General features: G+C 53.1%; 11 protein-coding genes. 7 read left to right on the top strand and 4 right to left on the bottom strand.

The genetic code is table 11. The features are described 5' to 3' along the window. Positions 1 to 323: 323 nt before the first annotated feature. Positions 324 to 1478: an FMN-dependent L-lactate dehydrogenase LldD gene (gene lldD / locus J4377_RS00345; RefSeq protein ID WP_253486372.1), complete on the bottom strand. Its 1155-nt coding sequence runs from the start codon at positions 1476 to 1478 to the stop codon at positions 324 to 326. 309 nt (positions 1479 to 1787) lie between these two features. On the opposite strand from lldD, the gene J4377_RS00340 reads away from it, so the two are divergent. Genes J4377_RS00340 through J4377_RS00330 form a run of 3 tightly spaced genes read left to right on the top strand, consistent with a single transcriptional unit; the run spans position 1788 to position 5852 of the window. Further along, entirely contained in the window at positions 1788 to 2561 is a 774-nt protein-coding gene (locus J4377_RS00340; protein WP_009724995.1) for a GntR family transcriptional regulator, read from the top strand. After that, positions 2558 to 4477: an ATP-binding protein gene (locus tag J4377_RS00335; protein WP_038480105.1), complete on the top strand. Its 1920-nt coding sequence runs from the start codon at positions 2558 to 2560 to the stop codon at positions 4475 to 4477. The genes J4377_RS00340 and J4377_RS00335 overlap by 4 nt, the downstream gene beginning before the upstream one ends. Beyond that, on the top strand, positions 4470 to 5852 hold the full coding sequence (locus J4377_RS00330) for a sigma-54 dependent transcriptional regulator (protein WP_038480102.1): 1383 nt from the start codon (positions 4470 to 4472) through the stop codon (positions 5850 to 5852). Before J4377_RS00335 ends, J4377_RS00330 begins: the two co-directional genes overlap by 8 nt. Here J4377_RS00330 and J4377_RS00325 read toward each other — a convergent pair. The 3 genes from J4377_RS00325 to J4377_RS00315 form a co-directional block, all read right to left on the bottom strand. Continuing rightward, positions 5828 to 6499 carry a metal-dependent hydrolase gene (locus J4377_RS00325; RefSeq protein ID WP_038480099.1) on the bottom strand — a complete coding sequence of 224 codons (672 nt, stop codon included), beginning with the start codon at positions 6497 to 6499 and terminating at the stop codon, positions 5828 to 5830. The genes J4377_RS00330 and J4377_RS00325 overlap by 25 nt on opposite strands. 111 nt (positions 6500 to 6610) lie before the next feature. Beyond that, on the bottom strand, positions 6611 to 7147 hold the full coding sequence (locus J4377_RS00320; RefSeq protein WP_038480096.1) for a gamma carbonic anhydrase family protein: 537 nt from the start codon (positions 7145 to 7147) through the stop codon (positions 6611 to 6613). A 44-nt stretch (positions 7148 to 7191) separates the two neighbouring features. Next, a complete protein-coding gene (locus J4377_RS00315; protein ID WP_038480092.1) occupies positions 7192 to 8532 on the bottom strand; it encodes a sodium-dependent transporter in 1341 nt (446 codons plus the stop codon). Between the two features lie 221 nt (positions 8533 to 8753). Here J4377_RS00315 and prlC point away from each other — a divergent pair, with 221 nt between their 5' ends. The 4 genes from prlC (at position 8754) to J4377_RS00295 (ending at position 14741) form a co-directional block, all read left to right on the top strand. Then, complete coding sequence (gene prlC / locus J4377_RS00310; RefSeq protein ID WP_253486371.1) at positions 8754 to 10802, top strand: oligopeptidase A; 2049 nt, start codon at positions 8754 to 8756, stop codon at positions 10800 to 10802. A gap of 62 nt (positions 10803 to 10864) precedes the next feature. Beyond that, positions 10865 to 11116: a YheV family putative zinc ribbon protein gene (locus J4377_RS00305; RefSeq protein WP_253486370.1), complete on the top strand. Its 252-nt coding sequence runs from the start codon at positions 10865 to 10867 to the stop codon at positions 11114 to 11116. Positions 11117 to 11464: 348 nt separating this feature from the next. Continuing rightward, entirely contained in the window at positions 11465 to 12445 is a 981-nt protein-coding gene (locus J4377_RS00300; RefSeq protein WP_038480083.1) for a TAXI family TRAP transporter solute-binding subunit, read from the top strand. A 97-nt stretch (positions 12446 to 12542) separates the two neighbouring features. Further along, complete coding sequence (locus J4377_RS00295) at positions 12543 to 14741, top strand: TRAP transporter fused permease subunit (RefSeq protein ID WP_253486369.1); 2199 nt, start codon at positions 12543 to 12545, stop codon at positions 14739 to 14741. Positions 14742 to 14797: the final 56 nt, after the last annotated feature.

Below are 14797 nucleotides of genomic sequence, written 5' to 3'. Positions count from 1 at the left end.
AGGAAGGCGTATTCTACGCATTTCCTAGTGTTTGTCAATCACTGTTTTGAGTGAGTGAAGCGAGTGAGCGAAGAAAGCGAGATAACGTTGCTTTCTGGCGCGGCTCGTTTCAAAAAGCGTTGGAAGACATCGCAGTATATTGCTGATGAGTTCTTCTAACTCTCTGACAAACCGAAGGTTTTCACCTTCATTCACCGCTGGTAACGCTGTGCGTCCCCGGCAGCGGATGCGTACTTTACGGATTCGCTGCCGTCTTGGCAAGGGCTTTTGTAAAAAAACTTCAACATTCGTCTATTACCCCAATGCCAGCAGCAGCGTCCTCTCTATTTAAGCGCAGGAATCGCGCCAGGCACTAATGACTCGGTGCTGAGATCAGCAATCGTTCGCGCACCGGTGAGCGTCATCGCCACCTTCATCTCTTTTTCGAAAAGCTCAAGCAGGTTAGCAACTCCCGCCTCACCTGCTGCTGCAAGCGCATAGATAAAGGCGCGACCAATCAATGCTGTATCTGCGCCCATGGCAATCATCCTTACTACATCCAACCCATTACGCACACCAGAATCAGCCAGGATGGCCAGATCGCCCTTAACTGCATCGGCAATAGCAGGCAGGGCACGCGCGGTAGAAGGCACGCCATCCAACTGACGGCCACCGTGGTTTGAAACCACAATGCCATCAGCCCCGAAGCGGACTGCATCACGGGCATCTTCAGCATCCAGTATGCCCTTAATAACCATTGGGCCATCCCACTGCTCACGAATCCAATCCAGATCTTTCCAGGAAATAGAGGGATCAAAGTTATCGCCAAGCCAGGCAATATAATCTTCAAGCTCCGTCGGCTGACCACGATAATCAGACACATTGCCTAGATCATGCGGGCGACCATGCACACCGACATCCCAAGCCCAAAGAGGATGCAACGCAGCCTGAAGCATACGTTTCATAGGCCCGCTTTTGCCGCTCATGCCTGAATGAGCATCGCGATAACGCGCTCCAGGCACAGGCATATCAACGGTGAAGACTAATGTTTTAACCCCTGCCGCCTTAGCACGCTCAAGCACGTGCTTCATAAAGCCCCGATCCTTCAATACATAAAGCTGAAACCAGATGGGCCGCTCCACTGCCGCTGCCACTTCTGCAATTGGGCATACGGAGACCGTCGATAACGTAAACGGTATGCCTTTCTTGGTCGCTGCCCGTGCTGCCTGGACTTCACCACGCCTAGCGTACATGCCTGTTAGCCCCACCGGCGCCAAGGCAAGAGGCATTGCCATCTTTTCACCAAACAGCTCGGTTTCCAGCGATAGCGACGACATATCCTTCAACACCCGTTGCCGCAACGCGATACCCGCTAGATCTTCAACATTGTGCCGCAACGTATGCTCTGCGTATGACCCGCCATCAGCATAGTGAAACAGAAACGGTGGGATACGACGCTTGGCAGCTAGGCGGTAGTCCGTCGGTGATGAAATGATCATGGCAGGCCCTATGCAACAAATAGATGCACTATCGATAAGTACTATCTATAAACGGTCATCGAAGCGTCAGTGTTAAACGCCCTAGATAAAATTGGTTTTACCAATTTACAAAAAAATTAGCACTAACAGTAATGAGACGTCGCAGTCGTGTCAAACGCGCATCGCTCACCATGGCGTATTTTGGTCATATACTTTAGTTATAAACCAAACAAGCGGTGCTAATAGTCACCAATTTGCTAGCCTTTTACTGTTGAGACAAACCATTAAAGCCCCTACTATTGGTCTTACCAATTATGAGGACCTGCACTAATGACTTATCCACCGCTCCGCCAGCAGCGCTTGGCTGATGTGATTACCGAGCGCCTTGAGGCAATGATTCTTGAAGGTAGCCTCAAGCCTGGCCAGCGCTTGCCCCCAGAAAGAGAGCTTGCTGAACGTTTTGGCGTGTCGCGTCCCTCTCTACGTGAAGCCATTCAAAAACTTGCTGCACGAGGCCTGCTTACCAGCCGCCAAGGGGGTGGTACCTTCGTGAATGAAACGCTAAACAGCGGCTACACCGACCCTTTGTTGGAGATGCTTTCCCGGCACAACGAATTTCATTTGGATTTGCTTGAATTCCGCGATGCGATGGAAGGTATTTCAGCTTATTACGCCGCGCTACGTTCAACGCCAGCGGACAAAGCCGTATTAATCCAGCGCTTTGAAGAACTTGACGGTGGGTTTGTGGGCGCCAACCCCGCCCAAGAAGCAAAGCTGGATGCCGCCTTCCACCTCGCTATTGCAGAAGCCGCTCATAACGTACTGTTACTTCACACTATTCGAGGCATTTTCCATTTATTAGAGCAGAGCATCGTTGATAACCTCGCCCATCTTTTTGCAAAGCCCGACTCGCGCTCGCAGTTAATGAAGCAGCACCGCGCCCTACTAGATGCGATTTTAGAAGGCCGTGCTGAAGATGCACGTAGCCGAGCGCACGAGCACCTAGTGTACGTTGAGGAAGGTCTTCTCGAGATGGCCAGAGCGGAAACCCGCGCCCAGCGAGCACTGCGTCGTGCCCAAGGTACCAGTAGCACACCCGCATGAGTCGCTTACCTCGCCTTTCAGACCATCGCTGGCGACTACTCTGGCTGATCGCGATTCCGCTAGGGCTCATGCTATGCATGTGGCAAGCCGCTCAACTAGCCCGCGAGCAGGCGCTATCAAACTTACAAGACGATGCCGAAAACGAGCTGCGGCTTTCTGCCGCCAACTTAAACGGTTACCTGCTGCGCTATGATTATTTGCCACAAATGCTGGCGACCAGGGAAGGCGTACAACGTTTTTTAGACTCTCCAGACAGCCAAGACCCCATGCCGCTCAACTTGCTGCTTGACCGTTTTCGCTTTACCTCTGGGGTCTCTGATGTCTATTTGCTTAACCGTAACGCCGATACCATCGCTGCCAGCAACTGGCACCGCCCCAATACATTCATTGGTCAAAACTATGCGTTTCGCAGCTATTACACCGACGCCATTACCGGAGGGCAGGGGCGTTTCTTTGGTTTAGGCGTACAGTCGCTTGAGCGTGGTTACTACTTTTCTGCACCAGTGTGGCTTGATGACACCTCGCCCGATGCAAAACCCGACGGCGTTATCGTCGTCAAAGTGCTGCTCGACGATGTTGAAGAGGGCTGGGCGGAACAGGACGCTGAGCTGTTTGTCACCGACAGCGACAATATTATTTTCATGGCCAGCCACCCTGAGCTGCGCATGAATGCCCTCCATCCTCTCACCGACGACCAACTTGACACCCTACGGGCAACCCGACGCTATGCAATGGAGCCTTTAACGCCCTCCGGCATTGAGCTTGAAGCCCCTTACGGGTCCGATAGCTATCTCGTTAGCTTTGCTAGCGGCCCACTAAGCGGTGGGCACTATTTAAGCCTTACGCGCCCCATCCCAGAGTTTGGCTGGCAAATGCATATTTTAAAACCACTCACTCCCGTGGTGAACGCCCAGTGGATTGCGGCGCTGATGGCGGGAGGCTTATATGGCGTGATAGCCCTGGGCGGCGGCATTGGTTGGCAACGCATGCGTTTACGCCGAGAGCGCGAAGCATTTGCAGAGCGCGAACGACAAACCTTAGCCAGGGTACGCGATGAACTAGAGGTTAGCGTAGAACGAAGAACACGTGATTTAGTCGCCAGTAATCAGCGGCTTTCTGGTGAAATAGAAGAGCGGCGGCGAGCAGAAGCTAATCTACGCCAAACCCAAGATGAGCTGATCCAGGCAGCAAAGCTTGCGGTATTGGGTCAATTGGCTGCCGGTATTAATCACGAGTTAAATCAGCCATTAGCAGCTATTCGTGCCTACGCTGAAAATGGCCGGCGGTTTATTGAACTGGCGCGGGTAGATAAAGCGGATGCCAACCTAGCGCAAATTGTCGAGCTTACCCAGCGCATGGCCGATATTAGTGCTCAGTTGCGCCAGTTCTCTCGTAAGAGTAGCGAGCGCCAGGAAACAATCTCTGTGCAAGCCTGTATTGAGTACGCCCTGCGTTTATTTCACAGCCGCTTACGAGATGATGGCATCGAGGTAGTCCAACAATGGCCCGAGGAAACGCTTTGGGTTGAGGGTGATTTAGTCCGCCTGGAGCAAGTACTGGTGAATCTGATCAGTAACGCATTACAGGCCATGAAAGAGGTAGCATCACCCATGCTGACGCTAAGTGTCGAAATCGCACAACAGCAAGTGATGATCAGCGTTGCCGATAATGGCCCAGGTGTTGCGGAAAACCACTTGGGCCAAATTTTCGAACCCTTCTTCACCACCAAAGCACCCGGTAGCGGATTAGGGCTAGGACTTTCGATTTCCTCACGTATTATGGAGGATCTGGGCGGCAAGCTGCAGGTAGCAAATCAGCCCACTGGCGGGGCGCGCTTCATCATTACGCTACCCTGTTCAGCAACACCTAACGTACTGCCGCCATACTCAGTCAAGGAGAGTAACAACCATGCATGAGCCGTCGACGCTGCCGGTCATGGTGATCGACGACGAACCACACCTGCGTATCACCGCCAGCCAAACACTCGAACTCGCTGGCTACACGCCTCACTGTTTTGAGTCTGCAGAACAAGCGCTTGAGGCACTACCAGCAAACTTTCCCGGCGTAATCGTGAGTGATATTCGCATGCCTGGAATGGACGGTATGGCGCTATTACATGAATTACACAGCCGCGATGCCACACTGCCAATTATCTTAATCACTGGCCACGGTGACATCTCAACCGCGGTGGAGGCGATGCGTGCAGGTGCCTGGGACTTTCTGGAAAAGCCTTTTGCTGGGGATCAGCTACTTGATGTCGTGAGGCGAGGAATCGAAAAGCGCCAGCTGAGCCTGGAAAATTTACGCTTAAAAGCCGAGCTTGAGGTTCAGCAGGCAGCTCTTGGGCCACGCCTTGTGGGCCGCACACCCGTGATTTCTCGTCTGGCGGCAATGATTCAGCGCATCAGCCAAGTAGAGGCTGATGTGCTGCTATTTGGCGAAACCGGCACCGGAAAAGACCTTGTCGCCCGCGCCATTCATGAACGTAGCGCCCGGCGCAATAGCCCGTTTATGGCGATCAACTGCGGCGCAGTACCAGAAAACACCATAGAGTCAGAACTGTTTGGCCATGAGAAAGGCGCCTTTACCGGCGCTGTAGAACGGCGAATTGGTAAGTTTGAGCATGCCAATGGTGGCACCGTGTTCCTGGATGAGATCGAATCAATGCCATTGGCACTTCAGGTGAAGCTGTTGCGCGTATTGCAAGAGCGTAGCGTCGAGCGCCTAGGGGCCAACGAGACGGTGCCACTCAATATACGAGTGATTGCGGCCACCAAAGTGGATCTCAAAGTCGCTGCCGAAGAGGGGAGCTTTCGCGAAGACCTCTACTATCGACTCAACGTGGTTACCCTGCCACTGCCCGCGCTACGCGAACGGCGTGAGGACATTCCGTTGCTGTTCCAGCATTTCGCCGTGGTCGCTGCCAACCGCAGTGGCTTAGAAGCCCCTACCCTGGATAGCCATTCGATAGCCGCCCTGCTGGCCCACGACTGGCCTGGTAATGTTCGCGAGCTGCGTAACCTTGCAGAGCGTTATGTGTTACTGGGAGCAGCCTTTGACTACCGCCTGGATGCGCTACTGGAAGGGGCCAACGCCGACACCGAAGAGCCAACGTTGCCGCGCCAAGTAGAGCTATTTGAAAAGAGCCTGATTAGCCAATCCCTGTCCCGACATCATGGGCGCGTAACCGACGTATGCCGTCATCTGGGAATACCCCGCAAAACCTTCTACGACAAACTCAAAAAACACAGTTTAAGCGCTGACGATTATCGCCATAGCAGCGACCCTTGATGAAACAACTCAATCAACACGTCCCACGGCGGCACCCAAGGCACCAAGGTAAATAGCGCAATCAGCATAAAGACGTTCGAGAGTGGGCGACGACCATCGCCCAGCTTTAGCGCGGTTCCAAAAGAGCGTTTTAACCGCGCACCTTCTAGGTCCACGCTGAAAAGCTCGTCCAGGCTCAAGTGAATGATAAATCCTAGCAGTACCGCTGCACTATGGCACCAGGCCAGCCAAGCTGGCTGTGCCAGCAAGTGAAAACTAAACGCGGCAGTCATCAGCGCGCACAGCACAGCCGCCATCAATGAGTGCCAAATACCTCGATGAACCGTTAGCCGTGAGAACACCACCGCCGCAAAATAACGCACGCTAACGTAAATGCCACCACACGCCACTAGCAACAAACCTGGTGTTAACCAGGGCTGCAACAACAACACACCAAGCACCAGCGAAGGAACCGATAAAAGATTAAAAATCAGACGGATAGAGCGGGAACGGTCTGCATCAATGTCAGGCAAAATACCGCCAAAGGCTACCAGGGCAATAATTAATAGCGCCTGAGTCGCTGGCCACCACTCAGCCTGCCAGCCGACATAAGCCATTAGCACGCCGCCTGCTGCTGCTACCGTAATGTGCGTGCGAAAATTCGCCATAGCGCGGCATCCTGGAAAACTGGATAAATTACCAGACTTTTGGCTGCCGCAACATGACTATTTAAGAAAAAAGAGTGTTAGGCCAACTGCTTAGCACCTGTATTAGAAAATTTACTGAGCGAGGAACTGATCTTTTAACTTAACGTAGTTACCTGCCGTGTAAGGAAAGAAAGCGCGCTCTTTATCTTTAAGTGGACGCAATGCTTTCGCCGGGTTTCCAGCGTATACATGGCCACTTTCCAAACGTTTGCCTGGCGTGACTACCGCGCCAGCAGCAATAATTACCTCATCCTCGACAATCGCCCCATCCATCACAATCGCCCCCATACCCACCAAAATGCGACTACCCAGCGTACAGCCATGCAAAATCGCTTTATGGCCAATGGTGACATCATCACCAATCGTCAGTGGAAAGCCGTCAGGATTGAAATCGCTGGCATGGGTAATATGCAGCACGCTGCCATCCTGCACGCTAGTGCGAGCGCCAATGCGAATCCGATGCATATCACCCCGAATCACCGTCATCGGCCACACCGAACAGTCATCGCCCAGCTCCACATCACCAATCACCACGCTAGCAGGGTCGATATAAACCCGCTCGCCAAGGCGAGGCGAAATACCTTGAAAGGGTCGTAGGGCATTGCTCATTGCACACTCCTGCTTAAACGCTATTGGATTCAAATATTCAAGGACTATAGCAACCCGCCTAGCAATACAATAAACGTCAGCGGAATCGACACCCAGCGTACAATATTACGCCAGAGTACATAGCCACTCTCCCCAACACCCAATGCTTGTACAACCTGCATACGGGGCATCACCCAGGCCGCAAAGATAGCAATTAACAGCCCGCCCAAAGGCAGGAAAATATCAGGCGGAATACTACTGACTAGCTCAAACACATTGCGTCCGAACAACGGCCTGAAGTCGGCGAGAGTAGAAAACGAAAACGCCGAAAGCAGCCCCAACAGCCATACACTCAGCGCTACGACGGCCGTTGACACACTGCGCCGCCATCCAAGCCCTTGCAACGTCGCCACCATGGGTTCAGCGAGGTTAATCGCTGAGGTCCAGGTAGCCAATAAGAGCAACAGAAAGAACACACTTAACCAAAACGCTCCCCAAGGCAGCTCAGAAAAAGCAATAGGCAGCGTCACAAACATCAACCCTGGGCCGTCAGCGGGGTCCATACCTTGGGCAAATACCACCGAAAAGATCGCAATCCCTGCTAACAAGGCAACGCTGATGTCGAGCATTGCAACTGCAAACGCAGCTTTCGGTAGGCTCTGCTCATCAGGCATGTAAGCCCCGTAAGCCATTAGCGCGCAGGCCCCTACTGCCAGGGTAAAAAACGCATGCCCCATGGCGTGCAACACCACTGAGGCCGTTACATCGCCAAACGACGGTAAAAACAGCCATGAAAGGGCTGTACCAAATCCGTCAGTGGTTGTGGCATAACCAGCCAGTAGCAACAATAAACCGTACAGCAGCGGCATTAATAGGTTGTTCAACCTCTCTAGGCCTTTGGCAACGCCCGCTGCCACCACCGTCATGGTCATAAATAGGAACAACGAGTGGTTAAAAATCAACAGGCCTGGGTTTGCCAGAAATGCATCGAAACCCGCACCTATTTCTGCTGCGCTTGCACCATCGAAATTGCCGTTAATTGAAGCGACTAAAAACTCAATCGACCAACCTGACACCACCGAGTAAAACGATAAAATACAGAAGACGGTGAATGCACCAAATAACCCTAACCAGCGCCAGTGTCGAGAAGCACCTGCTTCAACGGCCAGCTTACTTAGCGCTTGCATTGGCCCACGACGCCCTGCCCGACCAATTAAAATCTCGGCCATCATTACGGGGATACCTAACAGCAGTACAAACGCCACATAGATCAATAAAAATGCCGCACCACCGTTCTCGCCTGCAACGTACGGGAAACGCCAAATATTACCCAGCCCAACTGCAGCTCCCGTTACCGCTAAGATAAAGGCCCGCTTTGACCCCCAGCGCTCCAGCGTTTCACTCATCACTTGCTCCTGCCATTGGTGGCACTAGTTGGCAACACTAAAAGGCGGCAAGCCTAGCAGGCGCTTACGCCCAGGCCAAACCCTGGTTCAAGCCACAGTATTCAGCCCAAACATTGAAACACGGCCTCACCGCCCGCACTGTGTCATTATTATTGCGTTTTTATGCGCCCCTAACGTATTAAAAACGTTGCGAGTTAAAAATTAATGCCTACGAGGTGCCTATGTCCCGCAATCCGTTGCTAGAGCCGCACGAGCTTCCCCCTTTCGCTGACATTCGCGCCGAACACGTCGTGCCTGCGGTAGAAACGCTGCTGAATGAAAGCCGAGAAGTCATCGACCGACTCGCTCAACAGGCCGCTACAGCGCCACCCCGTTGGGATAACTTTGCTGCGCCGCTAGAGGCTGTTAATGACCGGCTTACCCAAGCGTGGTCGCCCATCTCTCATCTCAACGGCACGATGAACACAGCCGAGCTGCGGGAAGCTTATCAAGCATGTTTGGAAAAACTCTCGGCGTTTAGCACCTGGATGGGACAACACGAAGGTCTCTTTAATGGCTGGCAAGCGCTTAAGCAGGGTGATGAATGGGCAACGCTAACGCCTGCTCAGCAGCGCACAGTAGAAAACGCTTTACGTGATTTCCGCTTAGCTGGGGTTGATTTACCTGCTGACAAAAAGGCTCGCTACGGCGAGATTCAAGCGCGTCTCTCCAGCCTATCCAATCAGTTTTCAAACAACGTGCTCGATGCTACCCAAGCTTGGCATAAGGATATTGGTCATCTTGATGAACTCACCGGCGTGCCGGAAAGCGCGCTTGATACGCTAAAAGCAACCGCCCAGGCAAAAGGCGTCGATGGGTACCGCATCACCCTCGATTTCCCGAGCTTTTTCCCCATTATCAGTTATGCCGACAACCGAGAGTTGCGGCGAGAGGTATACACCGCGTTTGTCACGCGTGCTTCCGATCAAGGCCCAGACACAGGTAAGTTCGATAACGCTCCCGTTCTTGAAGAGATTTTGGCGCTCCGCCAAGAGCTCGCCCACCTGCTTGGCTTTAATACCTACGCCGATTACTCGCTCACCACTAAGATGGCCGACTCTCCCGAACAGGTGCTTGAGTTTTTGAATGACCTAGCTCGCCGCGCCGTTCCCCAGGCCAAGGAAGAAGTCGCGGAGCTCAGCGACTATGCCCGTGAGGAACTAGGGCTTGAAACGCTTGAGCCGTGGGATGTGTCCTATGCCAGCGAAAAGCTGCGCGAGGCACGTCACTCCATCTCACAAGAGCAGCTTCGTCCTTACTTCCCTGCGCCACAGGTGGTAGATGGGCTGTTCCAGGTAGTAGAACGTCTTTACGGTGTTCGCGTGGAAGCAGCGCCTGATGCGCCTAGCTATCACAACGATGTTCAATATTTCCGCATTACCGAACAAGGTAAGCCGATCGCCGGTTTCTATTTGGATTTGTACGCTCGCGAAAACAAGCGTGGCGGAGCGTGGATGGCCGATTGCCGAGTACGTCGTCAAACTGAAAATGGCCTACAACTGCCAGTGGCGTTTCTGACCTGCAACTTCACCGCCCCAGTGGGCGATAAACCCGCTCTGCTAACCCATGATGAAGTCACCACGCTATTTCATGAGTTCGGCCACGGCTTGCATCACATGCTGACCAAACAAGACATCGCCGATATCTCTGGCATTAACGGTGTTGCTTGGGATGCGGTTGAACTGCCCAGCCAATTCATGGAGAACTACTGCTGGGAACGCGAAGGGTTAGACTTGATTGCCAAGCACGTCGATACTGGCGAGCCTCTGCCCGCTGACCTGCTAGGGCGTTTACAGGCTGCCAAGAACTTTCAGTCAGCAATGGGGATGGTGCGCCAAATAGAGTTTTCATTATTCGACTTACGCCTGCACCATGAATTGGAAGCGCCTAGCGCCAGCGACGTTCAAACGCTATTGAACGACGTACGTAGCCACACATCCGTCGTGCCGACGGTTGACTTTAACCGCTTCCAGAATAGCTTTAGCCATATTTTTGCGGGCGGCTATGCAGCAGGCTATTACAGTTATAAGTGGGCGGAAGTACTCTCTGCCGATGCTTGGAGCGCGTTCGAAGAAGCCGGGATTTTTGACTCTAACACTGGCCAACGCTTCCGCCAGGAAATCCTGGAACCAGGCGGCGCGAGGGATGCCGCCGAGCTATTTCGCGCTTTCCGAGGCCGCGAACCAAGCGTAGAGCCACTATTACGCCATAGCGGTATCCGCGCAGCCTGAGGTTTATTTTCACTATCACCGGGTGCGGTATCTGTCTTGTTACCGCACCCTTGGAGCTTGTTATGTCGAGTGTGAAACGCTTTATTGCTGGGGTAACCTGCCCACGCTGCGCGGCCATGGACCGGATTCGCGCCTGGGAGCAAAACAACATTCGCTACCGGGAATGCGTTAACTGCGATTTTTTCGAGCAGTTGCCGATTGAAGATGAGATAGCACCAGAGCTGACTACCCGCGTTAACCAAGTACGCGAAGAGCAAAAAACGCAGGATGTACAGCCAGTACGCATTCTCGACCCCAGTAAACCTAAACGTTAACCGCCTATTCCCAGCATTTATGCTACCGCTTTCAATTTAAGCCTCCACTACGTTGGGGGCATACCATACCACCAACTCCTCACTCCTCACTCCTCACTCCTCACTCCTCACTCACAAAAGTGTGCGAAAAACCACACACCAACTAACCTATGGTGTGCGAAACCCCAGACACTTAACGCTTTTTTAGTCTCAACCAAAGTTGAATAAGAAAACTTTAAGTAGCTGATTTTAATAATCAGCCCGCCTATTGGCATGACTATCGCTGTATACAAATTGCTTAACGTTCAAGCCACTGGCTGTGCCAGCACGCCAGACGATAATCCCAATAACAGCTTAGGAAATCTCGCCATGCGCAATATGATGCCTAAAACCGTCGCCTTTCTTGCCAGTAGTGCCCTTCTAGCAGCAGGCACTGCCCAAGCAGACCGCTCAGAATGGCCCGATAACTTCACTGTCGGTACCGCAAGTCAGGGCGGCACCTACTTCGTTTATGGCTCAGGCTGGGCTAACTTTATTGCTGATGAGCTGGATGTTTCAGGTGGCGGTGAAGTCACCGGCGGCCCGACTCAAAATCTAGCGCTCGTACATAGCGGCGATATGGCCTTTGGTCTGACGACGATGGGCCCAGCGTCAGACGCTGTTAACGGTGAAAGTCCACTAGCGCCTGGCTTGGCAATGGACAATGTATGCGCGCTGTTCCCGATGTATGAAACACCCTTCTCTATTGCCGCTCTTTCAAGCTCAGGCATTGAATCCATCTCAGACATTCCTGATGGCGCGCGCATTGGCTTCGGCCCAGCAGCTTCTACATCAGACACTTACTTCCCCGCTATCCTCGAAACGCTGGGCGTTGAGTTTGATCGTCGTAATGGCGGCTGGTCTGACTTAGGTGGTCAACTGCAGGATGGCCTGCTGGATGTGATCGCGTTTGCAGCGGGTATTCCGATTCCGGCCGTTAGCCAACTCGAAGTACAGACCGATGTGAACATCATTGAGTTTACCGAAGAAGAGATGGCCACCGTCCTGGACGCCTTCCCGGTTGCTGAATTCACTATCCCAGCAAGCACTTACACCACACTGGAAGAAGACGCACGCGCTGTGTCTATGTGGAACTTCGCCATTGCGGGCTGTGACCTGCCGGAAGACTTTATCTATGAAGTCACCAAAGCCACGATGGAAAACAATGACCGTATGCGCTCAGTGCACCGCAGCGCTGAAACCACCATTCCAGAAAACATCGTCCACAACAATGTGCTGCCCTTCCATCCGGGCGCCGCACGCTGGTACGAAGAGAATGGCTACGACATCGATGATGACATGATCAACTAAGCCAAGCCCCTCTTCACGCTGCCCTGTTTTCCGCTGGCCGGGCGGGGCAGCGTTCGCTACCGCCTCTTTTTTGCTTTTGCTGTGAGGGTGACCTCTGATGAGTCACAATACCGATCAAGACCACAACGGCCTCAAGGATGACGCCCAAACTGCTTCATCGATACCCGAGTCAATTGCCGAGGGTGTCGATGAAGAGGTTGTCGAGTCCAACCGCCGTGTGTTTGTTGGCTGGCAGTTCTTTTTGTTTGCCGCACTGGCCATTGGCTATTCAAGCTTCCACCTGTTTTCGCTCAATGTGTATCCGATGGAAACCTGGTCGTTTCGCATTGTACACATTGCCGGTGCGCTAATTTTAGGGTACGGGCTGTTTGCCGGTGCTCGCTTTGCAGAAGATGATCAGCAAGCCTCCCCTGCATGGCTCAAATGGGCCAGCTATGCGCTCCTAGCGCCTGCGATCTATGCACTTGTACAGGTCGTTCTGATGCAGCAAACACTCAATGGCGGTGCCATGCGCATCGATCCCAGTATTGAGACACTGCATTACGGCTACCCACTGATAGCCACCACAGCTGCAGCTATTGCTCTCTCGTGGTTCTATCGTCAGGCACGCCACCGCTTTAATCCCGCCGATCTCGTTCTGATGGTGTGCGCCATCGCCAGCGCTGCTTACTTGCTAATGGCCTTTAATACCAATATGCGCATGTCGACAGGCACCTCGTTTGCTCCTCCCGGCATTTCTTGGGCGGCCATTGCGGGCTCACTGCTGATTCTTGAGCTTACTCGTCGCGTGGCTGGTTTAGCACTGGTGGTTATTTCAGCGGTTTTCTTGGTCTATGTCTTTGCTGGCCAGCATCTACCAGGCTTCCTAGGCTACCCAGGCTTGTCCGTACAGCGCTTCTTCAGTCAGGTCTATACCGATGCGGGCATCCTTGGCCCAACGACCGCGGTGTCATCGACTTATATCATTTTGTTTATTATTTTCGCGGCGTTTTTACAGGCCTCCAAAGTAGGCGATTACTTCGTCAACTTTGCGTTCGCAGCCGCTGGCCGTGCCCGTGGCGGCCCGGCGAAAGTATCTATTTTTGCTTCCGGCTTAATGGGCATGATCAACGGCACATCAGCGGGTAATGTGGTATCGACTGGCTCGCTTACCATCCCGCTGATGAAAAAAGTCGGCTATCCGGCGCGCAGTGCTGGTGCCATTGAAGCAGCGGCGTCTACTGGTGGTCAGATCATGCCGCCCATCATGGGGGCGGGCGCCTTTATCATGGCGGAAGTCACCGGCATTCCTTATACAGAAATTGCGATTGCGGCGGTCATTCCAGCCATTCTTTACTTCGCATCTATCTACTTTATGGTGGATTTTGAAGCGGCGCGTAAAGGCATGCGTGGCATGCGTAAAGATGAAATCCCGCTATTCTCCAAGCTGGCTAAACAAGTCTATCTATTCGCGCCAATTATTATTCTTATTGTCGCTCTCTTTATGGGCTACTCCGTCATTCGTGCTGGCACGCTAGCCACCGCGTCAGCGGCAGTTGTTAGTTGGATCTCACCCAATAAAATGGGTATTCGGGCTATTTTGAGAGCCCTCCAACTAGCGGGCATAATGTCGATTCAGATCATCGCGGTGTGTGCTTGCGCGGGCCTTATTGTTGGCGTTATATCACTGACGGGCGTCGGCGCGCGCTTCTCTTCACTGCTGTTAGGCCTTGCCGGGGTTAGCCAGCTATTGGCATTAGTTTTTGCCATGCTGATCAGTATCCTGCTCGGCATGGGCATGCCTACGACGGCAGCCTACGCGGTAGCAGCATCGGTGGTGGCACCTGGCTTGATCAATATCGGTATCGAGCCGCTCGTAGCACACTTCTTTGTGTTCTACTTCGCGGTCGTGTCGGCCATTACGCCGCCAGTGGCGTTAGCATCTTACGCCGCCGCCGGTATTTCTGGGGATAACCCCATGGGCACATCGGTCGCTTCGTTCAAAATTGGTCTTGCTGCGTTTATCGTGCCGTTTATGTTCTTCTACAGCCCAGCCATGCTGATGGAAGGCTCCGCGATGCAGATACTTCGTGTCGGGGTGACCGCCACACTGGGGATCATCTTGCTTTCAGGCATGGTGCAAGCATGGTTCTTTGGGCCGGTAAACACCTTACAGCGTGTGGTTATGCTGGTCGGTGCGCTGTTTATGATTTACGGCGGCATTTACAGCGATATTGCTGGCCTGGCCATTGGCGCAGCGCTGTTCGTTATGCAGCGTAAGCAGCATGGCAATAAGGCGACACCCAGCACCACATGACGGCGCAATCGACTATTCACTTAACCACTAGCCGTTAACCGCCCAACGAAAACGCC

The organism is Halomonas sp. XH26 (assembly GCF_024138895.1).
In the GTDB taxonomy this organism is placed as follows: Bacteria; Pseudomonadota; Gammaproteobacteria; order Pseudomonadales; family Halomonadaceae; genus Vreelandella; species Vreelandella alkaliphila.
The sequence above is the reverse complement of the archived record's forward strand: the minus strand, read 5'-3'. Positions and strand labels throughout refer to the sequence as shown.